We start from the raw sequence: 23,304 nt of genomic DNA, 5'->3' as shown, positions 1-23,304 counted from the left end.
CTTCGGCCTCTGCAATCAAATGCTTTTATAATGCAAATAAGCTTATTGCTTCGCCCTGCGATAAATCAGCTTTTACAATGATTGCCATCACCTGAATTCCACATCAATTGTAGCACATTTGATAAAAGCTTTGCTATGCCGCCACCTTCCAGCCGACCGATATATTCCGCCACAAGACACCCTCAGGATATACACACAGCCCTGGAAGTTTAAGATTAGAAGATCAAGTGATCGTTGCAAAGACTCCTTAATTATACCCTTTGATATGCCTTTTATTTTTTTATGGTTGTCGTCCTTATTAAACAAACCTTTTGAATGTTGTTGACTATAAACCAGGCTGGCAATACGCTGAGATAAACCACTACTAATTATGTTACGCATGCTCTTTTTGTTGATCATTACACTACACGGGTTAATCCATTTCATGGGGTTTGCAAAGGCCTACCAGTACGGTAATATCACCCAGCTTACCAGGCCAATCTCAAGGCAGGCAGGTATTTTATGGCTAATTGCAGCTCTTCTTTTCCTTGCCGGCGCTTTGCTTTTTCTGTTGAAGAAAGAAAGCTGGTGGATGATATTACTACCCGCCGCCGTGATTTCACAGCTACTGATTATCGGGGTGTGGAGCGATGCAAAGTTCGGCACCATTGCCAACGTGATCATCGCAGTAGCTGCTGTTCTGACCATTGGAACCTGGATATTTGAGCGCACATACAAACGCGATGTGGCGGAAAATACTAAAGGGCTCCCAGCCACCGCAAACCTGCTGATTGAAAGAGATTTAGATCACCTTCCTCCGGCTGTACAACGCTACCTGCGATATGTAGGCGTGATTAACAAGCCAAAGGTGTACAACTATAAAATTATCTTTCGGGGCGAGATGCGCGACAAGGGTAAAGATTGGTTTCCGTTTACCTCTGAGCAATACAATTTTGTCGATCGGCCCACACGACTTTTCTTTATGAAGGGTACTATGTTTGGTGTAACGGTACCCGGCTACCATGCCTATAAAAACGGGAACGCCAGCATGCAAATTAAGTTGTTTGGTTTGTTTCCTATTGTGAATGAAACTACCGGTGTTCTGAACAAGGCTGAAACCGTTACGATCTTCAACGATATGTGTCTGATGGCGCCGGCATCGCTGATTGACCCCTCCATTAAATGGGAGCAGCTCAGTGAAAACGCTGTAAACGCAACATACACTGTAAAGGAAAATACCGTCTCAGCAACATTGTATTTTAATGATCATGGTCAACTCGTTGACTTTGTATCTGATGACCGGTATGCCATCGCCGAAAAACGGAAGTACCGGTTTTCAACACCGGTGAGCGACTACAAGACGATCAATGGATTTAATCTGCCCGGTTATGGCGAGGCAGTCTGGCATTACCCCGACGGGAAATTTACCTATGGAAAGTTCTACCTTAAGGATGTACAATATAATATTCAGTAACGCAGTCAATTTGAAAGGGCTTGTATTGTTTTCATACAATTAATTTACATGTGAATTATATTTCTCCTCTATTTTATCGGGAGTGCATCTTTGCCACAGCAAACCTCCAACTTAAGTACACCCGCCTTAAGCTCATCGGAACAGAGGTTGTAAATGTTACTAATTAATTTAAACAATTGAAGGATGTTAAACAGGTAACCTGGTGATCGTAACAACGTTAATTGATGTAATCCAATTTATTCTTTCCCCCTGCTTGTACAGAGGCAATTAAAGTGGGAGCAGCTAATTATGGAAGATGTCAAATTACATAAATTACCCAACGAGTTATCATTTGTGTGTTCACTCATGTTTAGGTGTGTATCGCAAAAAGCAGCAATTCTGTACCGCACTATGAAACAAAGTGGAATGCCTAATACATTGTTCATGCAACAGTAATGAACATTTTCCAGCCGATATACAATTTCCTGTTTCAAAAGAAATAACAAAGCCAATTCTTTTGGTACGGGCATTGGTTCATCCATTTGGCATCGTTGCGTCGCATTCCGTTCATCGGCAAATCTTTGGGGAGCGCCAGCTTCTCTGTTATAGCTGCCACCACTGGCAATAAATTGGCATTATCAAGAAAGATGAAAGCAGGGGCGGATGTTTGGCTCAACCTGCCGCGCCGGACACTCGAAGCTTCCGGGACCAGTGGAATGTCGGCAGCAATGAATGGTCATCCCGGACGGCTGGTTTCCAGAATTTGCTATAGATCGGAACAACAGCTTTGTATTGCCATCCGCTGATTGTTGCTTTCCGGATGAATTGCAGGATGATCAGGATGCAGGGGCTTTATACGATCTACTTGAATTTGAATTGCTCCCCTTGTATTACAATTATCCTGACATTTGGATGTATATGATTAGAAGCAGCATGCAGGATATTGTGCCACTGTTCGGAAGCAATTGAATGGCTTCTGCATATTATGATCACCTTTATTATCCTTGATTACAGTTAGATTTTGCTGCTTATGGGTTTTTGCCGGAGTTGACAAAGTCGAAACTACCCGCCCCGAATGCCAGGGAAACGTAAAAGCCACGGGTTGCATATGGGGGACCTGCGATACGGCTGCTTTCCATCATCCATTTTTTGGATTGAAGGCTAAAATTATATCCAGCTTTCAGCCCGGCGATCCATCCAAGGTAATACCGTTCAGCGTGGTTGAAAGGGGATAGAAGTACGTCAGTGCTGATGCCGATTGCAAATGATGGAATGGCCAGAGATTTTTCGCTCAAATTAAGCATCTTGAAGTTTTCAAAAGAGTAGGTTGAGAGCAGGAACTTGGTTGCGCCCGCTGCAAACGTCGGGTATATTAACACCTTGCTATTGTTGTTTATGATGTACCCATACTTTAGTCTTATTGAATTAAAAATCGGTTCGGCATATTGGATACCTGAATGATGCCGCTGTTGCCAGTTAAAGGTCAACTCCGTAGCATATACATCACGCCCTTTGCGGTAAAAACCTTCAATGCCAACACTTCTATAGTTGTCGGTAAATCCGTTTATTCCTTGTGGCGAAAGCTGAAGGAGATGGTTGGCGGAGGAACGGGCGTTTTGATGTCCCGCCATAACTGTGGCACCGATACCTTCAAGCTGCTGGCTATGTGCAGCATTTGCAAAAATTGCCATACACAAGAGTAGGTGTAAACTTCTTTTCATGACGCCTGGTGTTGTTTATGCTAAAGTACCGTGGAGACTATTGAAAATTACTGACTATAGTTATCGTGACGGCTGATTGTGCTCAACCCGCGGCTGCAACAATTTATAAAATATCATGAGATTTATTGTGACTTAGTGATGTGCCCGGCTGCCCGGTAAGTAAGCCCATAAAACTGCATTACCGGGCGGGCAATTCACGGATATAAGTTCGCTAACACCAATTCTATCTGGATACCTCTAAGGCGCCGATTTGGAGCAAGTGTAGCTCAATTTAACGCTGAGTTTCCGATGTTCTTATTCTTACCATTGCCCTTGTGGTTGTATAAGCCCCGTTAACACAGTCGGACGGGAATAGCCCGCCCGGACGCCCTATAATGTACCGGAGTGAACGCTGAAGAGTTTCAGGTAAACTCATGTATATGCGAGCTGCTACGCGTCAGGCATACCAGTGACGTACATCATTATATTTGAGTCCGGAGTTCAATTATTTTGACGAAAGAATCTAAAACAGGAATTGCCAGGAAGCTTCGCACTTTAAAACCGTACCCTTTTCAGGAATAACGGGTTAAATAATAAGACCGGTAGAAAATTGCCATTGCACAAAGCTTTATTGCGCGCCTGCATCCGTTTCTCAGATTATAATGTGGGAAGTTCGGCATAAGCTCGTATACATTGTCCTGTTGATGCCAGTTGGCACGCAGCCCTGGTAAGCATCATGTTCCAGACTGATCATAATCATAAACAAACCGGTTGTCCCTCATAGTGGAAATATTGTTCGCTTATTCTTGATAAAAATAGATTGATGAAAAAAGTATTGATTGTTTTTGATGGGCCAAATTATTCGGAAGGTGCACTTCGCTTTGTTGCAGGATTAAACGCATTACAGCCGGTGCTTGCAACGGCGGTTTGTATGCCCCGTGTTGATGATACAAAACAATGGTCTGCTTTTGCACTTGGGAACCCTGGTGAAGCGGGCGTTTTTTTACCCGCGCCAGACAATGATGACGAAGCCGCAATGAACGCAAACAAGCTTCGGTTTAAACAGCACTGTGAGCAAAATTTACTAAAATACCGGCTGCATAATGATTGCTCCAGTTTCCCATTTCGCGACTTGAAAAAGGAGACGCGTTTTTCGGATGTCATGGTTTTAGGGGAGCAATTGTTTCTCAATCAACTGCCGCGCCAGCAACGGTTTACTTATCTTACGGACACACTACATACGTCAGAATGCCCGGTAGTAGTTGTTCCCGAAGCATATGACTTTCCACAGTATAATATTCTGGCTTACGATGGTAGTTCTGAGTCTGCATTTGCCATCAAACAATTCGCTTACATTTTTCCTGAACTCGCCCGAAACCCGACAATGTTGGTTTATGTACAACCAGATGAAAGCAAGGAAATTCCCGAAATGGATTTTATTGAAGAACTTGCTACACAGCATTATGTTCATCTTACTTTTTTTAAGTTGAACATCGATCCCGCTTTGCATTTTGGGACATGGCTTGAAAACAGTTTGTCTTCGATTTTAGTCAGTGGTGCTTATGGTCGCTCGATAATCTCGCAATTTATAAAAAGAAGTTTTGTGACCGACCCGGTTCGGGAGCACCTGTTACCTGTTTTCATTTGTCATAGATAACTTCATCTTTTTTTACAATTCTTCGAATTCAGCATCATGAAAATACTTCTTCGGAGGTTGATTGTTATTACCGCGATAATTGGCTTAAGCTGGGGAATACTCACCTTGTGGGCCGAACGTACCGGTTCAGCCCGGTTTGTTCAACTGGGTAATCGTTCCAGTAAGACAAGGGTACTAGTTGTTTATGATCCTGATCCATTTTACGATCTGGATGCAAAGGTTTGCAGCTCTATTGCGAAAGCGCTGGCTACCCATGAATTTGCTGTCGACCTGGTGTCGGTTGCCGCAAGCCCTGACTCTTTTGACCAGTATACACTCTATGTTTTTTGCGCTAATACATATAACTGGCGACCGGATTGGTCAGTCGCGGGGCTGCTGCGCAAACATTCGCTGCACAATAAGCCCGTTGTAGCTATTACACTTGGCGCGGGGTCAACCGAAGCTTCTCAGGAGTACTTTGAACGGCTGATCGCCCGATCTGGCGGACACGTTGTTGTATCAAAAGCGTTTTGGCTTTGGCGTCCCAATAATGAGCAAAGCAGTAAGTCAAATGTTGATGTTGCGGTTTCTCAGGCATATGCATTAGGGCAGTCGATTGCAGCCGGCCATGCGAACCACGACCCTTATGTTACACCGTGAGATACATTGGTTTGGTGCACAAACGATACAGGTTGATTTGCATACATTATCACAGAGACAAGAATGTAATTATAGATACTTTCACACGTATCGCCATTGGAGCCTGTATTGGCGAAGCCCAGTTGCCACGTATGTTACTGATCAGTATCCGGCTTTATCTTAAGCTCGGGTGACCTGATAAGGTAGCCGACAAATGGAGTTTGACGAGCACGAGAAAACTACTGTGCACGTAAGGCAATCAACACCTGATTTCAGGAGCTGAAAGTCGAAAACGTTCTACTATCAATGTGGCGTTGAGGATCATTTTACCAGGTGACGCCAATCATGTAATTAGGCGGAAACTGTACCTAATTTGGCTCATTATCAAGAACGAGATTTAAAGGAATTATTTTCTATTCAGACAACGCTTATTTAAATCATTAGCATAAGACAATGAAAAAGTTTCTAGCCGTATTTGACGGATATAAAATGTGCGATTCTACGCTGCAGTATGCAATTCAATTATCAAAGGCCGTAAACGCTCATTTAGTCGGTGTTTTTCTGGATGAGTTTATATACCGGAGCTATAATGTTGCTGCTGTTATGGAATCCGGTAACGATTATGAAAAGGTAATGGCAAAGCTCGACGAGGAAGATCATCACAAAAGGGATGAAGCCGTACGGGTTTTTCAAATGGCATGTAGTAAAGCCGGAATACACTGTTCCATTCATCGGGATAAAAACATCGCCTTGCAGGAGCTCAAGGAAGAGAGCATGTTTGCCGACCTGATTTTCATCAACGAATATGAAACATTCACCAGGCACAAAGAAGAGCCTCCAACCCGGTTTATTAAGGAGCTTTTGGGCGATGTTCAGTGTCCCGTACTGGTAACGCCTAATGATTTTAAGATCATAGATAAGATCGTTTTGCTTTATGATGGTGCACCATCGTCTTTATACGCCATCAAAATGTATAATTATCTCTTCTGTGCACTCCCGCATATGCCTGTGGAGGTTTTTACCGTCAAGAATGACCTGGAAGATCTTCATCTTCCCGGCAATAGAAAGATGAGAGAATTTATCAAAAGGCAGTTTCCAGATGCCGTTTTCACCGTGACGAAAGGAGATCCGGAGGAACAGATACTTGGTCATTTAAGAAATCACGAGCAAAATGAATTGGTAGTGCTAGGCGCTTATCGGCGTACGGAGATGAGCCGATGGTTTAAGATGAGTATGGCTGATGTATTGATGAGGGAGTTGGATATGCCTATTTTCGTTGCACACAATAAGTAAATGGACGTTTAAAGACGGCTTGAGTTGCTAGTATTAAATAGGGTTTTCCACAGATATTCTCTAATTGATCAGTGTTTTGCATTAGACAGCATCCGCGTATTTTGACAGGTAACCGTATTGTAAGAAGGTCATTGTTAGAAAGCGAATCATTAATTATTCTCCTTAGTCGTTTTCTGAATCACAAATATATTAGTTATGAAAAAAATACTCGTTCCAACAGATTTTTCGCAAACGGCGGAGAAAGCTTTCCGGTTCGCAGTAAATCTTGCGTTGAAAGTTGATGGAGCAATTGTTTTGTATCACGTGTACACGCCGGTAAACAGTACATTTATTGGTGTGGAACAAGATCGGCGCATCTACAATGCTCAAATGAAGGATAAGGCATTAAAGCGTTTACAACGTTTAAAGAAGAAGGTTGCCGGAGAGCCATGTTCCATCGCAATAGAAACCATTGTTGCCCGTTCGCCTTTGACAGGAAGCATCCTGAGTTTTGCCCGACAAAACGAAATTGACCTGATTACAATGGGCACCCAAGGTGCCAGCGGACTAAAGAAGGTATTGGTGGGTTCAGAAGCTTCGCGTATCGCCGGAGAAAGCCCAGTTCCGGTGCTGCTGATACCTGAAAAGTTTGAGTGGAAGGATCCGCGCGATATCGTGTTCGCCACGAATTACGATTTTTCCGAGCTCCATGCATTGCAGCTTGCCATCGAATTTGCTAAGATATACGAAGCAGGCATAACAGTCGTCCATTTTTTTGAGCTTACTGCAACACGAGATTCCCTGAAAATAGAAATGGGATTTTTTCAAAGGTTTGCTGATCACATCAAGAAATTATTTAGTTCTTGCCAGATAGCATTCAAGCCAATACTGACCGATTCCGTGGAAGAAACAATTGAAAACCTTAGTAGAGAAGTTCCTTACGATACTATGGTGATGGTCAGAAGAAATAAAACCTATCTGCAAAAGCTATTCTCAAAGAGTTTCACAAGGGCGATGTCGTATGTTACCACCATTCCTCTGCTTATTGTTCCAGCTGCATATAAGCCCAACCAAAACCACGCCGACGGATTAACCATCATGGATAATCATCGGCAAGTTTCAAATTAAGGGGCTATAACATATATTATTGGTTGAACATGGTATAGGATGCGTCCGTATGTTGGCCTCAAAGATCGACAACATCAACCAGTTTAATTTCTTGCTGATTTTTGAGCTTAGCTTAGAACAGTTAAACTACCATTAGAATTTTTAAAGTACATCAGGCATATGGGCATGCTGATCAGAGGTGTTAATTGGGTATTCGGTGCAGCACGTTATTCGATGGTGCCCCAGACGACACTAATTTTGACTGAACCCGCGAGGTTGGGTGATGAATTGATCAGCTGTAGTATCTGTTCATGACTGTACTTCTTCACCACCTTCTCGCGTATGAGTGCATCTTTTTTTGTGGGCCGTATTTCAAGGTAAACAAGCTTCCAGGGTACTTCCTTACGGGTGTAAGTTGACTCGCCACGGTTATGTCTTTCCAATCTAAGACCAGGATCTTCGGTAAAACCTTTATAGTAGGAGAGGTCTTTTTGACTTTGTATGATATAGACGTAAAAGGACATAAAAAAAGCCACCTGTATAAGGCGGCTTAAAAGCGGACCGGACGGGACTCGAATGGGTACCCAACCCCGTTGGGGATGACAGGAGCGGCATGCTAACCAACTGACCTATCCATTGCGTTCAGCGATGAATTGATCAACTGCTCCATCTGTTCATGACTGTATTTCTTTAACACCTTCTCCCGTATAAGCGCATCTTTTTTTGAGTGCAATATTTCCAGGTAAACAAGCTTCCATGGCATCTTATGTCGGGTGTAAGCAGACTCATCACTATTATGTCTTTCCAATCTAAGACCAGGATCTTGGGTAAAACCTTTATAGTAGGAGAAATCTTTTTGACTTTGTATAATATAGACGTAAAAGGGCATAAAAAAAGCCACCTGTATAAGGCGGCTTAAAAGCGGACCGGACGGGACTCGAACCCGTCCCCAACAGGGTTGGGGATGACAGGGCGGCATTCTAATCATTGATCGAATTTAATTTCGAAGTGATCAACTGCTCAATCTGCTCATGGCTGTATTTCTTTAACACCTTCTCCCGTATAAGCGCATCTTTTTTTGTGTGCAGTATCTCAAGGTAAACAAGCTTCCATGGCATCTTATGTCGGGTGTAAGCAGACTCACCACTATTGTGTCGTTGCAATCTAAGAACAGGATCTTCTGTAAAACCTTTATAGTAGGAGAGGTCTTTTTGACTTTGTATGATATAGACGTAAAAGGGCATAAAAAAAGCCACCTGTATAAGGCGGCTTAAAAGCGGACCGGACGGGACTCGAACCCGCGACCTCCGCCGTGACAGGGCGGCATTCTAACCAACTGAACTACCGATCCATGGTAGATATTAAAACTCAAAAATGTAATAAGAACTAATGTTTCTCGAACCCGTCCCCAACCTGTTGGGGATGACAGGGCGGCATTCTAACCAACTGAACTACCGATCCATGGTAGATATAAAAACTCAAAAATGTAATAAGAACTAATGTTTCTCGAACCCGTCCCCAACCTGTTGGGGATGACAGGGCGGCATTCTAACCAACTGAACTACCGATCCATGGTAGATATAAAAACTCAAAAATGTAATAAGAACTAATTTTTCTCGAACCCGTCCCCAACCTGTTGGGGATGACAGGGCGGCATTCTAACCAACTGAACTACCGATCCAAAACCAACCAAAACCTCCGTTTTGGGATTGCAAAGATAAGGGGAAATGATTTTTTCAAACAAATCTTTTATAAAAAAAATGCAAGGCTTATTTTTACCATCTTAACAGTCGCATATGCCTGAATACCCGAACAGACAGTTCCTTGATTTCGAGAGACCGATTAAAGAGTTATACGAACAAATTGACCAAACGAAGAAACTTGCTGAAAAGAATTCAAAGGTTGACTACTCATCTACAATCCGCCAACTTTATGATACTATAGCTGACAAGCGTAAAGAAATCACCGAACGCCTTACGCCATGGCAACGTGTTCAGCTCAGTCGTCATCCGGATCGACCGTATACCATGAAGTACATCGAAAAAATGTGCACGAACTTCGTGGAACTACATGGCGACCGGAATGTAAGGGATGATAAGGCAATGATAGGGGGCTTCGCGCAGATCAATGGTGAGACCGTAATGATCATCGGGCAACAAAAAGGTACCAACACCAAGATGCGGCAAATGCGAAACTTTGGGATGGCCAACCCCGAAGGCTATCGCAAAGCATTACGCCTGATGCGGCTTGCGGAAAAGTTTGATAAACCGGTTATCGCGTTGATTGATACACCCGGTGCTTTCCCCGGCCTTGAAGCGGAAGAACGGGGTCAGGGTGAAGCCATCGCCCGAAACATCTACGAGATGATAAGGCTAAAAGTGCCCATTATTGTCGTAATCATTGGCGAAGGTGCAAGTGGTGGCGCATTGGGCATAGGAGTAGGCGATCGCGTTTTCATGCTTGAAAACAGCTGGTACACCGTGATCTCTCCCGAAAACTGTAGTACCATCTTATGGAGAAGTTGGGAAAAGAAAGAAATTGCAGCGGAACAACTTCGCTTAACGGGAACCGACATGAAAAGTTTTGGGCTGGTTGACGACATCATTCCTGAACCACTTGGCGGCGCGCATTGGGATTATAACGAAGCATCTTCGATCTTACGATCTTATCTCATACCGGTTATTCGCGAACTCAAACAAATTGATCCGCAGGACCGCATAAATCAACGGATCGAAAAATTTGGCAAAATGGGCTTTTGGGAAGAGTTACCCGAATAATCAAGTTATCATTTTTTAAGCTATACAATGAGTTTACGAGATACTTTGAAAGGTACCGGTGTTGCATTGGTTACACCTTTCACGAGCAACCAGCAGGTTGATTTTGATGCGCTGGGCAATTTGATTGAGTACGTTATACGTGGTGGTGTTGAATACGTTGTCACCATGGGTACTACCGGCGAAACGCCAACCCTATATAAACAGGAGAAGTTAGACATCATCAACTTCACTTACGATAAAGTTGGCGGAAGGTTGCCTGTGGTTGTTGGTTTAGGTGGAAACAACACCCGCGAACTGTTGAATGATTTGGAGACTTACCCGCTTGACAAGGCAACGGCTATACTAAGTGCAAGCCCATATTACAATAAACCCTCACAGGAAGGCATTTTCCAGCATTATAAAGCCCTTGCTTCCGCAACATCGAAACCGATTATACTATACAATGTACCAGGCCGCACAGGAAGTAACATCGCTGCTGAAACAACACTCCGCCTAGCAAATGAGGTAGGGAACATCAGCGGAATAAAAGAAGCGAGTGGCAACATGATACAGTGTATGCACATCCTCAGGGATCGCCCGCGTGAATTCATGGTCACGAGTGGAGATGATCATCTTGCCCTGTCGTTGATTGCGCTCGGTATGGACGGTGTGATCAGTGTTGCGGCAAACGTTTTTCCAAAAGACTTTAGTGAGCTTGTTCGCTGCTCACTAAAAGATGAATACAAGTCATCCCGCACCCTGCACAACAAAATGCTCGAAGGCTTCGACCTCATGTTCGCAGAAAATAACCCGGCTGGCATCAAAGCATTCCTTACCGAATTTGGACTTATACAAAACCATTTCAGGTTACCGGTGGTTCCATTAAGTGAACACATCCACGATAAAGTAAAACGATACCTCGCTACATTCTAAATTAGGAGCCGCCTGACAAGCGGCTTTTTTATTTCACCAATGGTGGTGCACCAACGGGTTTTCTAACGGGGGCTTGCTTGATTACATGCAATGGTTGATCCTTGCCTGGGTACGTGTTATTGATTACATTCCGGTGGTTATCATCAATTCGGTTGCGAAATTGCTTTCGGGTTTCAAAGCTCCCAGCGGGCAACGATGTTCCCAGGGGTTGCTCTTGGCGGGTACAACAAAGTCCTACATGACTAGTATATTACTTGTGTGAAACAAACTCAAAAAAACAAATAAAATAAAAATCAACTTCTTTGTTTTGTTTGATCCTATTCCACTATTTTCGCAGCGGCAAGTCTTATACGACCAGCTCCTATTGAACCCCCCAGGGCAGGAATGCAGCAAGGGTAGATGGTTGTAGCGGTGCGATGTAAGTAACTTGCCATTTTTTTTGCCCCTACCTCATCGGGTATCCGATGGTACACCTTAGCTTCAAACTCATCTTCCTACTTACAAGTTAGTTTCGCGCGATATAACTACGCGCGGATGCATTCCCATTTTATCATTGATTAAAAAAAAGATTGCAGGAACCAGGATGACTTTATACCAGGAAAACTTGTAGTAAGAATCGGTTATTGAAGGGACCTATATCAGGTCGCTAAATTCTTCTTTTTACCACGTTTAAGATCATCAAGTATTTCCTGTTCTGTTCTAAGTGCTTCAACGGTCTCTTTCCGTTTGATATAGATGGTGACTGATTTTGTCACCTGTGGATTACTCTTTAATGCAACACTGATTACAACAGAGTCAAATTTGTAGGAGGAGTCGATGATGATTGAATTGCCGTCCCACTTGCCTGCAGAACTGCTAAAGCTAACCTCATCCGACATTAATGGGAGAAAACTTCCGGTGGAAAGCTTGCCATCTACATTGATGTAGTTGTGAACTCCTTTCTTAAGGCTATCGGTATAAAGATTAAAGTAAATGCTGTCGATCTTTTGAGACCAGCCTGAACCAGCTAAAAAAACGCCAATAATGGAGAGTAGAATTTTCACTTACATCAACCTGTTTATATTAACAAAGGTATTCTACCAATAATGCAAACCACGATCCTTGTTTAACAGCAATAATGTTAAAACCCTATTCTCCGGCTATTCAGCGAGTTTACTGTTGTAATCCCAATAAGCTCATCATGTCTGCCTGCAAGCGGACGATAATACACCAGGATCGTATAATCATTTTCTGTCTCGTTGAAGTTGCCATCGGTTTGCTCCGCAAGGGCAACCGAATTTTTGTTTCTGATATCCCGGGTTACATAGGTATAACTATAAAAGCCTTGCTTTAACATCACGGTTTTCTCATAATACCCGAGCTCGGCATTGTATTTCATTGCCGATGTATCGTTTGTATTGAAGCTGTTCAATTCCCCAACTAAATAAACGTTTTTGTCCGGGTAAGGCGTATGATCGTTTGGAACAAATGTAAAGTGAACGCTGGCATAATCGCCCTGCCACCACGGATTGCCGGTATCGGTATTTTCAACAATATAGTAACCATTATAATCCCTGAAGTTTACGTATCGTTGTTGGCTTCGTTCAGGATCAGGCTGCAGGAAAATATCAAGCGACCGGTCGTTCGTAACCAGCTTTGCAATGCGCTCGCCCTTTAACCTGAAACTTCTCATATCCGCCCAGCGAAACTCTTTTCCCGCTGGAAAAACAGCATCGTTTTCAGCATTAAATTCAAGCATATTCTGCCGTATAAACGTGGGCCGGAGATTTAGTACAGCGTTATCCCACCGGTTATTTTGAAGAATCACCACTTTAATATCCTGGTTCGGATTAAGGGAATTTAGCTGGGCTTTGCTTACGGAGAATTGTACTTTCTGGTGGGTTCTGAAAAGCTGGCTGTTGAAAGGTTGTAGTATCTGCGCAGCTATATCAGCTTTCTGGTCCACAACAAGTATTCTGCGGGTAAATGCAAGCTTGTTTACGTCGCCATCGAGGAATACTTTTAACAGGTAGTTGCCGCTTTTGGTCGGTATGGAATTGCGGTCAGGTATATTGGCCTGGTAATGTATGTATCGCGTAAACGCAATTGACGAAACCCGGTATTGGTTCATCCTTACCTGCGAGAATCCTTTCAGGTAGTCAAATGTGCTGAGGTTTGCAGGGCGCCAGTCTGAATTGCACAATTCAAATGTATAAAAGTAACTTTTTACCCTTGCATCCAGGTCGTCGAAATGCAGCTCCAGTGTTTCAGCTGAATTTACATTGGTGATGGCATAACTGGTTTGGTTATTCAGTTGAAAAAGCTTTACGCCTTTTATCGAAGGCATATAAACTACATCGGGATCTACCTGTGCTTGCACAGCAAAATAGGTCATGAAAGCCAGCAGGAAGCTAAAGATTCGGCTCATCCTTGTTTATTGAAATTTAAACCTACAACAATCATTGCAATGCTAAATGCTTTTGTTGTATTGGAGGTGTAAGTGTAGTTTTGGTAAAACTAAAACCATGCCGATTGGATATTGCAGTTGCTATTGCTAAACGCATCGCCTTTAACGCATCTCAATCATTTTCAAGGTTTATCATACGCCTGGCAACTGCTGCAACGGTAGTCAGTGTTGCAGCCATGATCATCACACTTGCGTTTGTTAATGGATTCCAAAAAACCGTTAGCGAAAAGGTATTTAGTTTTTGGGGGCACATCAGGGTGCAGCAATTCGAACCAAGTAAATCACTTGTGGCCGAAGAAACTCCGCTTGAAAAAAATGCCGATGTGCTTTCAATTCTCCATCAGATACCCGATGTCGGCACCATACAATCGTTTGCAACCAAAAGTGCCGTACTGCAAAAAGGCAGCAACATCGAAGGGGTATTGTTTAAAGGTGTAGAACAAGATTATAATTTTAGTCACCTGCAAGCTTTCCTAAAGCAGGGTAGGTGGTTGCAGTACACGGATGAATTGTACAGCCGCGAAATTGTTTTGTCGCAACCCGTTGCCGAGCAATTGCAGGTTAAAATAAACGATACCGTAAACATTCATTTCATCGACGCTGCGGCAGGGAAAAGCAATTTCAGGCGCTTACGGGTTACCGGCATTTATCGTACTGGTATCGAAGAGTACGACAAACTTTTTGTTATTGGCGACTTGCGCCTCGTTCAACGATTAAACAACTGGAAAACGTCGCAGATTGGCGGATACGAGATATTCATCAACGATTACCACAAAATGGATACGGTGAACACCGTGATGTATGATCTCTTACCCGCCGAATGGATCAGTCGCTCCGTAAGAGAAATCTACCCCAACATTTTTGATTGGTTAAACATACAGGACGTTAACCGAAACGTCATTTTCGTAGTAATGTCGCTGGTTGCAATCATCAACCTGGTTACTTGCCTCCTTATCCTCGTGCTCGAGCGAACCCGTATGGTTGGTATTTTAAAAGCAGTCGGCGGTCGCAACTGGCTCATCCAGAAAATATTCCTTTACCATGCTTCATTCATCACAATCTTTGGCGTCGGGCTGGGGCTTATTGTCGGGGTTGGGCTTTGCCTCCTTCAACAGTATACCGGCTTTATCCGGCTCGATGAATCGGCATACTATGTATCGCAGGCCCCTGTACAAATTGTATGGTGGCAGGTTGTCGCTATCTGCCTGGGAACAACTGTTGTATGTTTTTTTGCTCTTATCATTCCCACATTAATTGTCCGGAGTATTCAACCGGTGAAGGCAATTCAGTTCAGGTAATTTTTTGGTGACCGGCATGGAGGCTTTGCGCAACATCGTTGTGTCACTCACTTGTACTTGCAACGCGCTATTCAGCTTTTAAAAGCAGCTCTACAAACGCCATTTGCAACGCTAAAAATAATGCAAGTACTAAGCTGTGGTATCAGCTGACATAGGGGCAAGTTAACGACCCATCATTTCAACTCCAATAACACTAAGCTTATAAACGGCTGCAAAACCACTATAAGTCAACGGCCTTCCCATTTATGGTTACATTGTTGAATTGCACCTTGCCTACATTGGTAAACTTGTAAGGTGTTTTCACACTATCTATTATTACATTGATCATTCTGAAGTTCTCAATCGGAGATTCCTTGTAGGCCTCCAACACCACGCCGGTCTTTCCACCTTTTTTCACCGTTACATCGCGCACCTCAATGTTCCTGATTACGGGCATAAAGTTGCCGGCGTCTTCATACATCATCGTCGCAATTACCACCTCTTCTTTCACTTGCCCAACCTGTATGTTGCGCATAAAGATGTTTTCTGTAACACCACCCCGGGCGGAGCTGGTCTTAATCCGGAGTGCCCGATCAAGCAAGGGACTGTTCATTGAACAATTTTCTGCAAACACGTCTCTCACTCCTCCTGATATTTCGCTGCCGATAACCACACCGCCATGCCCGTTTGCCATTGTACAACCTTGTATTACGATGTTTTCACTGGGTATATTAAGCCGGCGACCATCTGCATTTCTGCCTGACTTAATTGCAATGCAATCATCCCCGGTGTTGAAAAAACAATCTTTGATCAACACGTTTTTACACGACTCCGGATCACAGCCATCATTATTGGGTCCATGACTTTCAACAGTAACTTTTTGGATCGTAACATTAGTACAAAGCACCGGGTTTAGTATCCACATCGGCGAATTGATAAAGGTCACACCTTCAATAAGTATATTTTCACAACGATAAGGCTGTACAAATTGTGGACGTAAATAGAAGCCAGGCCCAAACTTTCTTTCTGCGACAGGTACATTTTTCTCCGCCATCAGGAAAAGCGCCGCACGTTTGTCTTTATCCGTTTGGTTTGGTGTTCCGGGTTTCCAGCCATCTTTAACGTTACCCTTCCACGGCCACCAGTTGGTCTCGTTCGACTGGCCGTCAAATACACCTTCGCCGGTAATAGCAATGTTCTTTTGCTCAAATGCATAAATAAATGGTGAGTAATTCATCAGCTCAACACCTTCCCACCGGCTAAATACCAGTGGCAGGTAATCGTCGGGGTTCGTAGAAAACTTTACGGTAGCACCTTTTGCAACGTGAAGGTTTACATTGCTTTTCAGGTGTATGGGCCCTGTCAGGTAATTGCCTGCCGGAACAACCACACGCCCGCCGCCACTTTTGTTACAAGCCGCAATGGCATCCCTGAATGCCTGGGTGTTATCTGTTGTTCCGTTGCCACTGCCGCCGAAGTCTGAGATCGGAAAATCTTTCCGTGGAAATTCCGGGGCTTTAATTTGGGCGAGGATACCTGGTAATGCTGCCCAGCTTTCGGCTCCGTCTACCTGCTTGGAAAGGGATTTGGTTTTGCAGCCATGGCCAAAGGCGGCAATCACGGCCAGCGCAAGGAGAACCAATTGTAATTTGTTTTTCATACAGCTTCTTTTTTAAACCAGGATGGTCAGCGGGTTTATGCCACAATATCTGCTTATTTAATAATGCCAATAGAAAAAGGGTGATAAAACGATGCCAATGTTTACGAAGATTAGTGGTTTTACGCAACTTAGCATGATGAAACTAATAAACTTGCTAATGCTGTTTTTTGCTTTCCAGGTATTTGCTAAAGCCCAAAACAGCCCCGCACCGATTAGACTCGTTCAGTTTGTAATTACACCAAATTCGGCAGACTGGAATTATAGGTTAAATGAAAGCGCCACAGCAAAAATTAGTGTTTTAAAATTTGGGGTGCCCATTAAAAACGTGATAGTCAGTTACGAAGTCGGGCCGGAGATGCTACCGCCCGACAAAAAGCAAACGATCACCTTAAAGGAGGGAACAGGAGAGATAGCCATTGGAACAAAAGCGGTGCCGGGGTTCCGGCAATTGGTAGTAAGAACCAACATCAATGGCCGTGCCTACTCCGACCAGGTTAAAGTTGCCTTTGAGCCGGAGCGTATACAGCCAACAATCACATTGCCGGCCGACTTTGCTGAGTATTGGGACAGTGCAAAAGCACGCGCAGCAAACATACCAATGGATGCGGATGTCACCCTGCTCCCCGAACAATCAACCACTACGGTCAATGTTTACCTTGTGAACCTCCAAAATGACCGGGTGGGTAGAAGAATTTACGGTTACCTCTGTAAGCCAAAAAAGCCGGGGAAGTACCCCGTTGTTTTTTCACCTCCCGGCGCAGGTATCAAACCTGTCACTGCTTCTACTTCGCTTGCTGAAATGGGCTTTATAACGTTCAACATCGAGATACATGGTATATCGCCCTTGGTTGACGCAGAAACTTACCGCAACATAACGAATGCTTTCGGCGAATACTGGCTTGACCAGTTGGACGATAAGGATAACTATTACTACAAAAGTGTTTACCTCGGTTGCATTCGCTCCATCGACTTTTTATGTGGTCTTCCTGAATTCGACGGCAAAAACGTAGTTGTCAGCGGCGGAAGCCAGGGAGGGGCGCTTTCAATTGTTACCGCTGCATTGGACAAACGGGTTACCTGCCTTGTGGCATTTTACCCGGCGCTGAGTGACATAACCGGTTATTTGCATGGCCGTGCAGGAGGCTGGCCACATATGCTTAACCAACGCGCCCAGGCCGTTAACAATACACCTGCAAAGCTGCGCACCATCGCCTATTATGATGTGGTGAACTTTGCCAGGCACATCAGTGTGCCCGGCTTCTACAGTTGGGGTTATAACGACAACACGGTGCCGCCCACTTCGGTGTTTGCCGCGGTGAATGTGGTTAAAGCACCAAAGACGATAGCTATTACACCGATTTCAGCACACTGGCGATTTGAAGAAACCAACCAGGAGTCCATTGACTGGATCAGGAAACAATTAAAATAATTGGTGTATAAGTGGCAGACCTGGTTTGTAGTAGTACCTGCTAACACAAGCCTTATTCATCAACAATCTTTCCTTTTGCAAGCCGCAAGGTTTTCGTTATACTCTCCGGCAACTCTTCCTGGTAATGGGTTACATAAACCAGTGTAATGTTCCGTACCCGGCAAATTGTGTCGACCAGGTTGCGAAAAAAAGTTTGTTGATAGGGTTCAAAACCCTGGCAGGGCTCGTCGAGGATAAGAAGTACCGGGCTTTTTACCAACGCTCTTGCAAGCAGGCAAAGTCGCTGTTCTACTAACGAAATCTGCCTTAGGCGTTTCTCAGCAAGGCCGGAGATACCTAATAGTTTCATCCACCTGAGGGAGATCGCTGCCGTGGATGGATTACTCGGTTTGAATAAACCTATCGTATCGTGGAAACCAGACTCTACGGCGTGCAGGCAGTTCGTTTCGCCCGGAAAATATTGGTATAGCTCCGAAGAGAAAAAGCCTATTTTCTTCTTGATGTCCCAAATACTTTCGCCTGAACCCTTTTTCCTGTCGAAGAGTATAATGTCGTTTGCAAACGCTTGCGGGTTGTCGCCATTTATGAGACTCAGAAGGGTAGACTTACCTGCGCCGTTGTGCCCCAGCAGCGCCCAGCGTTCGCCCTGCTTTATGGTCCAGCTCACCCCATCAAGAATAACGTTTTCACCATATCGGATTGACACGTTGTTCATCAACACGATTTGTTCAAACCGGGGCATCTTTTGTATAGATAGGAGGTCTGCAATCTCCTGTTCGTTCGGCGGTTCTTGGCTATTAACAGGTGCTTCGGCTTTTAGCTCACTTATTGGAATTTTAGTAATGGTATTATCCGGGTTGGCCACAACTGCCTGCCGTATACATGTAGGAAGCTCGGTTCCCGATGTAAATATTACTACGGTTATGCCTGAATTGGCGATTTCATCAATGAGCTTTAGTATCTCGGCCCTTGAGCCAACATCCAGGCCGGTTAACGGATTACTCAGCAGCAATAAAACGGGGTTGCGTAAAACTGCTGCTGCAATCATCACTCTTTTTGTCTCCCCATTAGATAGTTTGATGAGCTCTTCGTCGAGCAATGGCTCAAGGTGCAGTTTTTCAATGGTGCGCTTTACAGTCCAGTGTGCATGCTGGTCATAGTATTTAACTGTATTCAGGAATTCTGAAACCTTCAAAGCGTTTTCCGAGTCAGTTGAGTTAAAACGTTGTTGGTAGTAAAAGTCGCTGGTATTGGATAACGTGCGAAAGCTATGTTTCCCCGATACCACAGCAAACAACTTATGTGGCGACAGCAATGGGTCGGTAAGGGTGTTTGCAGTCAGGTAATCTTTGTAGAAAGGATATTTTGTTTTACCACTTACAATGTTCGCTGTTCCGGCAATTGCATCCAGCAAAGCATTTTTCAGCGGCTCGTTTTGTCCGACTACCGCAAGGTGCTCCTGATTATTTACATCGAGACTAATGTTGGTAAAAGACCTGCCACCAACCGGGCGGATGGTAACTCCGGTAAAGGACAGTAAAGTATTTTGCATGCATCACTTATTAGCGTTCAAATGTACAGTCTTAAACTTTAAAGCAACCCGTGAACGGTATCAAACAAAACAAAAAAAGCCTCCATAGCTGGAGGCCTCTTTGATGAGATTTGAGGGTTTATTGTATGTATTCAAATGGCTTTGTTTCGACCAAAACATTTGTAAGTGCATCAATTTTCTTTTGCGTTTTAATGTATCCATTGGCATCAAGTACGTATTCATATTTATAATCCGTTTTTTCGCCGTTGGGATTAAAATTAGAATGCTTGATACGCTTTGGTAGATGATTCCTGAACTTGCCATAGATACGTAGGTATGGATCAACCCAAATGTCTTCAGGATTTATCCTGTTTTTGTCGGCAATAAACGGCCCACCCACCTGATACCAGAAAATGGTTTCCATGATTAATTTGTTTTGCCAGTTGGTATATTTAATGTTGGACAAGTCGCCATTTGCATCATAAACAAAATCGTAATGACCGCTATTGCTGGAAATTTTGATTAATTGTTTCAAAGCGTTATACGTATAAGTGTCCTCCCAATAAAGTTGCCATTCACCGTTATATAACTTTTCTGCCCGGATGCTCGCCGCCAGGCCTTGAGCATTCAATTGGTATACAAATCTGCCGGTGATATTCCCCTGGTAATAAGTCGTAGCGATATGACTTGTCTTACCATTCTGGTTAACGATTGAATAAGCAGTGTGATTGTTGGCATTATAGCTAACCTGTGATAATTGTAATAATGCCGTGTAAGTTAAGGTGGTCTCGCCATGCTTGGATAACTTAGGACTAAGCGTGATAGGACCAGTGGTAATGTTTTCGGATGTACCGGTAACTAAGCTTTCATCGGATGCCCTGCCAGTATTGTTCAGATAGTCTTTTGAGCACGAAGTAAGTGCAAATGCAAAGGCGATTGTAATTAATGATGTAATTTTAAAGTTTGACTTTTTCATTTTTTTTCTTTTTCTATTTATTTGAATTTTTATTTATGATGTAAAGCTATTTCGCAGGTTATGTCGTTGCAATTCTAAACAGCAAGCGGTGAGTGTGAAAGAACAAATGGTAAATTCGAATTAAACGTATGCGCAATTGCTGTTTAATTTGAAGTAATTCAATTTAAATTGTTGCTGGATTTAACATCTGCTCGGCCTTATAATACCGGAAGAAAGTTTATTAATCATATATTTTCGAAGATTGCTTCGCTGCACTCGCAACGACGGGGACTGCGATTGCAATGACGATTGCTGAGATTGAGTTAGCGATGCTACAACATGGGATTGCTTCGCTACGCTCGCAATGACGAGGACTGCGATTGCAATGACGATTGCTGCGGTTGAGTTAGCGATGCTACAACATGGGATTGCTTCGCTGCGCTCGCAATGACGAGGATTGCTTCGCTGCGCTCGCAATGACGAGGATTGCTTCGCTGCGCTCGCAATGCTGGGGATCGCGAGCGCAATGACGGGGACTGCGATTACAATGACGATTGCTGAGATTGAGTTAGCGATGCTACAACATGGGATTGCTTCGCTACGCTCGCAATGACGAGGATTGCTTCGCTGCGCTCGCAATGACGAGGGCTGCGATTGTAATGACGATTGCTGCGGTTGAGTTAGCGATGCTACAACTAGGGATTGCTTCGCTGCGCTCGCAATGACGAACAGCATGCTGCGCGCTTAATGACGAAGTATGCAGGGTATTTCATTCATCATTCATACTTCATCATTCATCATTACTAGGGATTGCTTCGCTGCGCTCGCAATGACGAACAGCATGCTGCGCGCTTAATGACGAAGTATGCAGGGTATTTCATTCATACTTCATCATTCATCATTACTAAGGGATTGCTTCGCTGCGCTCGCAATGCTGGGGATCGCGCTCGCAATGACGAACAGCATGCTGCGCGCTTAATGACGAAGTATGCAGGGTATTTCATTCATACTTCATCATTCATCATTACTAGGGATTGCTTCGCTGCGCTCGCAATGACGAGGGCTGCGATTATAATGACGAAGTATGCAGGGTATTTCATTCATCATTCGTACTTCATCATTCATCATTACTAAGGGATTGCTTCGCTGCGCTTGCAATGACGGGGACTGCGATTGCAATGACGATTGCCGCGCAATGATGATCGTTAGATTAAAAATGCATCTTTTGTATTTGCCGGATTATATTTAACCCGTACGTAACTGCCTGTTTGAATGGCTTTGAGATCGTTCATTGAGTATAGCGACCTGATTTCAACCACAAAGTTTTTTCCTTTATCCGGCATAACCTGCACCTGAATGGTTACCTGGTACTTCATATTGATATAGCGCCCTGTTGGTGTAACCGACAACACCATCGCGTTTGATTGAAGGTATTTTTTGTTCCAGTATCTGCCTGAGAGATAGTTTAACTTCTTAACCGCCGGCAATTGTGCCAGCAGGAGCAGGAAGGTTAAACCTATGGTTAACACAATAATGTTTATGTAAAGTAATAGCGTGTGCATATGCTTGCCTTATGATGAATCGTGGCGCACTGTTATTTGCTCATTATGGATATACAGTACAAGAGTGCGACGCAACCGGGGTCGCCCAATGCCATGCTGCCGGGTCCATAAAAAGACAAATCTGTGTTCGAAGTGTAAAGCAAGCACCTGCTGCAGTAATAGTCAAAAGCAGTAATCTAATGGTTGGTTTGAAACAACGAATGGTTGCTACGACCTGAGATTGAGTTGTTGCATGACCTCCTCTTTTTTCCGGCGCGAAACCTCTACTTTACTGCCATCAGAGAGAACAAGACTCTCGTGATCACTGGTCATCCTGCTGATGTGGCGGGGATTTACCAGGTGTGATTTATGTGTGCGGATGAAATAAAATTCTTCCAGCATTTCTTCAAAATGCTTTAGGGTTTTGCTGGCCAGGAAAGGTTTTTTTGCTACTAAGTGTATGTGGGTATAACTCCGGTCGGCTTCGAGGCGCAAAATATCGTCAATCATAAAAAAGTGCACCCCTTCTGTTGAGGGTACTGCTATTTTGAAGTCCCTGATCTCTTTCTTTTCCATGTTGGTGACCAGGTTTTCGAACAGCTTTTTTTTCAGCTGAACGGACTCGTGTTTCTCCTGGTGCCGAATTACCGCAGCACGGAGTTCATCGGGGTCAACCGGCTTAAGCAGGTAGTCTAAGGCACTAAAGCGGATAGCCTGTATGGCATACTGGTTATAAGCGGTTGTAAAAATGACATCGAACTCGGGTTCTTTCAATGAGACCAATAGATCAAATCCGTTTTTGTTGGGCATTTCAACGTCGAGAAAAACAATTGATGGCTGATAGGTTTCCATCACATGCAATGCCGCATCGACCGAATCGGCTTGCCGGATTTCTGTAATTTCAGGTATAAAGTTGACCATGTAGTGGTGCAGGATGTTCCTCGCCTTCAACTCGTCGTCAACAATCAGGGCCTTTATCATAATCGTTGT

At 43.9% G+C, this 23,304-nt stretch carries 20 protein-coding genes, 1 tRNA gene and 1 other RNA gene; 10 read left to right on the top strand and 12 right to left on the bottom strand.

Annotation, left to right across the window (positions count from 1 at the left end; genetic code table 11):
• The first annotated feature begins 370 nt into the window (after positions 1 to 370).
• Complete coding sequence (locus EXU57_RS04050) at positions 371 to 1,453, top strand: DUF6544 family protein (RefSeq protein ID WP_133266863.1); 1,083 nt, start codon at positions 371 to 373, stop codon at positions 1,451 to 1,453.
• A gap of 1,007 nt (positions 1,454 to 2,460) precedes the next feature.
• Here EXU57_RS04050 and EXU57_RS04045 read toward each other — a convergent pair.
• Positions 2,461 to 3,153, bottom strand: coding sequence for a hypothetical protein (locus EXU57_RS04045; protein ID WP_133266862.1), 693 nt, complete (start codon positions 3,151 to 3,153; stop codon positions 2,461 to 2,463).
• A gap of 802 nt (positions 3,154 to 3,955) precedes the next feature.
• Here EXU57_RS04045 and EXU57_RS04040 point away from each other — a divergent pair.
• The 4 genes from EXU57_RS04040 to EXU57_RS04025 all read left to right on the top strand — a co-directional run bounded on the left by EXU57_RS04040 (position 3,956) and on the right by EXU57_RS04025 (position 7,807).
• A complete protein-coding gene (locus tag EXU57_RS04040; RefSeq protein WP_133266861.1) occupies positions 3,956 to 4,789 on the top strand; it encodes a hypothetical protein in 834 nt (277 codons plus the stop codon).
• Positions 4,790 to 4,825: 36 nt separating this feature from the next.
• A complete protein-coding gene (locus EXU57_RS04035) occupies positions 4,826 to 5,428 on the top strand; it encodes a flavodoxin family protein (protein WP_133266860.1) in 603 nt (200 codons plus the stop codon).
• Positions 5,429 to 5,860: 432 nt separating this feature from the next.
• Complete coding sequence (locus EXU57_RS04030; protein ID WP_133266859.1) at positions 5,861 to 6,700, top strand: universal stress protein; 840 nt, start codon at positions 5,861 to 5,863, stop codon at positions 6,698 to 6,700.
• Between the two features lie 195 nt (positions 6,701 to 6,895).
• Positions 6,896 to 7,807, top strand: coding sequence for a universal stress protein (locus tag EXU57_RS04025; RefSeq protein ID WP_133266858.1), 912 nt, complete (start codon positions 6,896 to 6,898; stop codon positions 7,805 to 7,807).
• Between the two features lie 206 nt (positions 7,808 to 8,013).
• Here EXU57_RS04025 and EXU57_RS04020 read toward each other — a convergent pair whose 3' ends face one another.
• From EXU57_RS04020 to EXU57_RS04005, 4 genes are all read right to left on the bottom strand, one after another.
• Positions 8,014 to 8,310, bottom strand: a complete 297-nt coding sequence (locus EXU57_RS04020) for a GIY-YIG nuclease family protein (RefSeq protein ID WP_133266857.1) — start codon at positions 8,308 to 8,310, stop codon at positions 8,014 to 8,016.
• 92 nt (positions 8,311 to 8,402) lie between these two features.
• Entirely contained in the window at positions 8,403 to 8,675 is a 273-nt protein-coding gene (locus EXU57_RS04015; RefSeq protein WP_133266856.1) for a GIY-YIG nuclease family protein, read from the bottom strand.
• A 91-nt stretch (positions 8,676 to 8,766) separates the two neighbouring features.
• Positions 8,767 to 9,030 carry a GIY-YIG nuclease family protein gene (locus EXU57_RS04010; RefSeq protein WP_133266855.1) on the bottom strand — a complete coding sequence of 88 codons (264 nt, stop codon included), beginning with the start codon at positions 9,028 to 9,030 and terminating at the stop codon, positions 8,767 to 8,769.
• A gap of 33 nt (positions 9,031 to 9,063) precedes the next feature.
• A tRNA-Asp gene (locus EXU57_RS04005) sits at positions 9,064 to 9,137 on the bottom strand.
• 445 nt (positions 9,138 to 9,582) lie between these two features.
• Between EXU57_RS04005 and EXU57_RS04000 the strand changes: the two genes are divergently transcribed.
• The 3 genes from EXU57_RS04000 to ffs all read left to right on the top strand — a co-directional run bounded on the left by EXU57_RS04000 (position 9,583) and on the right by ffs (position 11,911).
• A complete protein-coding gene (locus EXU57_RS04000) occupies positions 9,583 to 10,563 on the top strand; it encodes an acetyl-CoA carboxylase carboxyltransferase subunit alpha (RefSeq protein WP_133266854.1) in 981 nt (326 codons plus the stop codon).
• 27 nt (positions 10,564 to 10,590) lie between these two features.
• Complete coding sequence (gene dapA, locus EXU57_RS03995; protein ID WP_133266853.1) at positions 10,591 to 11,475, top strand: 4-hydroxy-tetrahydrodipicolinate synthase; 885 nt, start codon at positions 10,591 to 10,593, stop codon at positions 11,473 to 11,475.
• Between the two features lie 337 nt (positions 11,476 to 11,812).
• Positions 11,813 to 11,911: signal recognition particle sRNA small type (gene ffs, locus EXU57_RS03990), an RNA gene on the top strand.
• Between the two features lie 202 nt (positions 11,912 to 12,113).
• Here the strand turns inward: ffs and EXU57_RS03985 are convergent.
• Complete coding sequence (locus tag EXU57_RS03985) at positions 12,114 to 12,518, bottom strand: hypothetical protein (RefSeq protein ID WP_133266852.1); 405 nt, start codon at positions 12,516 to 12,518, stop codon at positions 12,114 to 12,116.
• 77 nt (positions 12,519 to 12,595) lie between these two features.
• Entirely contained in the window at positions 12,596 to 13,882 is a 1,287-nt protein-coding gene (locus EXU57_RS03980) for a DUF5103 domain-containing protein (protein WP_133266851.1), read from the bottom strand.
• A 104-nt stretch (positions 13,883 to 13,986) separates the two neighbouring features.
• Between EXU57_RS03980 and EXU57_RS03975 the strand changes: the two genes are divergently transcribed.
• The gene (locus EXU57_RS03975) at positions 13,987 to 15,219 is read left to right on the top strand and encodes an ABC transporter permease (protein ID WP_133266850.1); all 1,233 of its coding nucleotides are present in this window, start codon (positions 13,987 to 13,989) and stop codon (positions 15,217 to 15,219) included.
• A gap of 220 nt (positions 15,220 to 15,439) precedes the next feature.
• Here EXU57_RS03975 and EXU57_RS03970 read toward each other — a convergent pair whose 3' ends face one another.
• Positions 15,440 to 16,858: a glycoside hydrolase family 28 protein gene (locus tag EXU57_RS03970; protein WP_133266849.1), complete on the bottom strand. Its 1,419-nt coding sequence runs from the start codon at positions 16,856 to 16,858 to the stop codon at positions 15,440 to 15,442.
• 97 nt (positions 16,859 to 16,955) lie between these two features.
• Between EXU57_RS03970 and EXU57_RS03965 the strand changes: the two genes are divergently transcribed.
• Positions 16,956 to 18,287, top strand: a complete 1,332-nt coding sequence (locus EXU57_RS03965; protein ID WP_207955375.1) for an acetylxylan esterase — start codon at positions 16,956 to 16,958, stop codon at positions 18,285 to 18,287.
• A gap of 52 nt (positions 18,288 to 18,339) precedes the next feature.
• Here EXU57_RS03965 and EXU57_RS03960 read toward each other — a convergent pair whose 3' ends face one another.
• The 4 genes from EXU57_RS03960 to EXU57_RS03945 form a co-directional block, all read right to left on the bottom strand.
• The gene (locus EXU57_RS03960) at positions 18,340 to 19,839 is read right to left on the bottom strand and encodes an ATP-binding cassette domain-containing protein (protein ID WP_133266848.1); all 1,500 of its coding nucleotides are present in this window, start codon (positions 19,837 to 19,839) and stop codon (positions 18,340 to 18,342) included.
• Between the two features lie 118 nt (positions 19,840 to 19,957).
• Positions 19,958 to 20,794 (bottom strand): hypothetical protein, encoded by an 837-nt coding sequence (locus EXU57_RS03955; protein WP_133266847.1) that lies wholly within the window; start codon positions 20,792 to 20,794, stop codon positions 19,958 to 19,960.
• A gap of 1,184 nt (positions 20,795 to 21,978) precedes the next feature.
• The gene (locus EXU57_RS03950; RefSeq protein ID WP_133266846.1) at positions 21,979 to 22,335 is read right to left on the bottom strand and encodes a hypothetical protein; all 357 of its coding nucleotides are present in this window, start codon (positions 22,333 to 22,335) and stop codon (positions 21,979 to 21,981) included.
• Positions 22,336 to 22,542: 207 nt separating this feature from the next.
• Positions 22,543 to 23,295, bottom strand: coding sequence for a LytR/AlgR family response regulator transcription factor (locus EXU57_RS03945; RefSeq protein ID WP_133266845.1), 753 nt, complete (start codon positions 23,293 to 23,295; stop codon positions 22,543 to 22,545).
• Between the last annotated feature and the right edge of the window lie 9 nt (positions 23,296 to 23,304).

Source organism: Segetibacter sp. 3557_3 (assembly GCF_004354985.1).
GTDB lineage: Bacteria > Bacteroidota > Bacteroidia > Chitinophagales > Chitinophagaceae > Segetibacter.
The sequence above is the reverse complement of the archived record's forward strand: the minus strand, read 5'-3'. Positions and strand labels throughout refer to the sequence as shown.

What these genes read in the sequence shown, in the direction of transcription:
- EXU57_RS04050 (WP_133266863.1), top strand. Translation starts at nt 371, where the DNA reads ATGTTACGCATGCTCTTTTTGTTGATCATTACACTACACGGGTTAATC.
- EXU57_RS04045 (WP_133266862.1), bottom strand. Translation starts at nt 3,153, where the DNA reads ATGAAAAGAAGTTTACACCTACTCTTGTGTATGGCAATTTTTGCAAAT.
- EXU57_RS04040 (WP_133266861.1), top strand. Translation starts at nt 3,956, where the DNA reads ATGAAAAAAGTATTGATTGTTTTTGATGGGCCAAATTATTCGGAAGGT.
- EXU57_RS04035 (WP_133266860.1), top strand. Translation starts at nt 4,826, where the DNA reads ATGAAAATACTTCTTCGGAGGTTGATTGTTATTACCGCGATAATTGGC.
- EXU57_RS04030 (WP_133266859.1), top strand. Translation starts at nt 5,861, where the DNA reads ATGAAAAAGTTTCTAGCCGTATTTGACGGATATAAAATGTGCGATTCT.
- EXU57_RS04025 (WP_133266858.1), top strand. Translation starts at nt 6,896, where the DNA reads ATGAAAAAAATACTCGTTCCAACAGATTTTTCGCAAACGGCGGAGAAA.
- EXU57_RS04020 (WP_133266857.1), bottom strand. Translation starts at nt 8,310, where the DNA reads ATGTCCTTTTACGTCTATATCATACAAAGTCAAAAAGACCTCTCCTAC.
- EXU57_RS04015 (WP_133266856.1), bottom strand. Translation starts at nt 8,675, where the DNA reads ATGCCCTTTTACGTCTATATTATACAAAGTCAAAAAGATTTCTCCTAC.
- EXU57_RS04010 (WP_133266855.1), bottom strand. Translation starts at nt 9,030, where the DNA reads ATGCCCTTTTACGTCTATATCATACAAAGTCAAAAAGACCTCTCCTAC.
- EXU57_RS04000 (WP_133266854.1), top strand. Translation starts at nt 9,583, where the DNA reads ATGCCTGAATACCCGAACAGACAGTTCCTTGATTTCGAGAGACCGATT.
- dapA (WP_133266853.1), top strand. Translation starts at nt 10,591, where the DNA reads ATGAGTTTACGAGATACTTTGAAAGGTACCGGTGTTGCATTGGTTACA.
- EXU57_RS03980 (WP_133266851.1), bottom strand. Translation starts at nt 13,882, where the DNA reads ATGAGCCGAATCTTTAGCTTCCTGCTGGCTTTCATGACCTATTTTGCT.
- EXU57_RS03970 (WP_133266849.1), bottom strand. Translation starts at nt 16,858, where the DNA reads ATGAAAAACAAATTACAATTGGTTCTCCTTGCGCTGGCCGTGATTGCC.
- EXU57_RS03965 (WP_207955375.1), top strand. Translation starts at nt 16,956, where the DNA reads ATGTTTACGAAGATTAGTGGTTTTACGCAACTTAGCATGATGAAACTA.
- EXU57_RS03960 (WP_133266848.1), bottom strand. Translation starts at nt 19,839, where the DNA reads ATGCAAAATACTTTACTGTCCTTTACCGGAGTTACCATCCGCCCGGTT.
- EXU57_RS03955 (WP_133266847.1), bottom strand. Translation starts at nt 20,794, where the DNA reads ATGAAAAAGTCAAACTTTAAAATTACATCATTAATTACAATCGCCTTT.
- EXU57_RS03950 (WP_133266846.1), bottom strand. Translation starts at nt 22,335, where the DNA reads ATGCACACGCTATTACTTTACATAAACATTATTGTGTTAACCATAGGT.
- EXU57_RS03945 (WP_133266845.1), bottom strand. Translation starts at nt 23,295, where the DNA reads ATGATAAAGGCCCTGATTGTTGACGACGAGTTGAAGGCGAGGAACATC.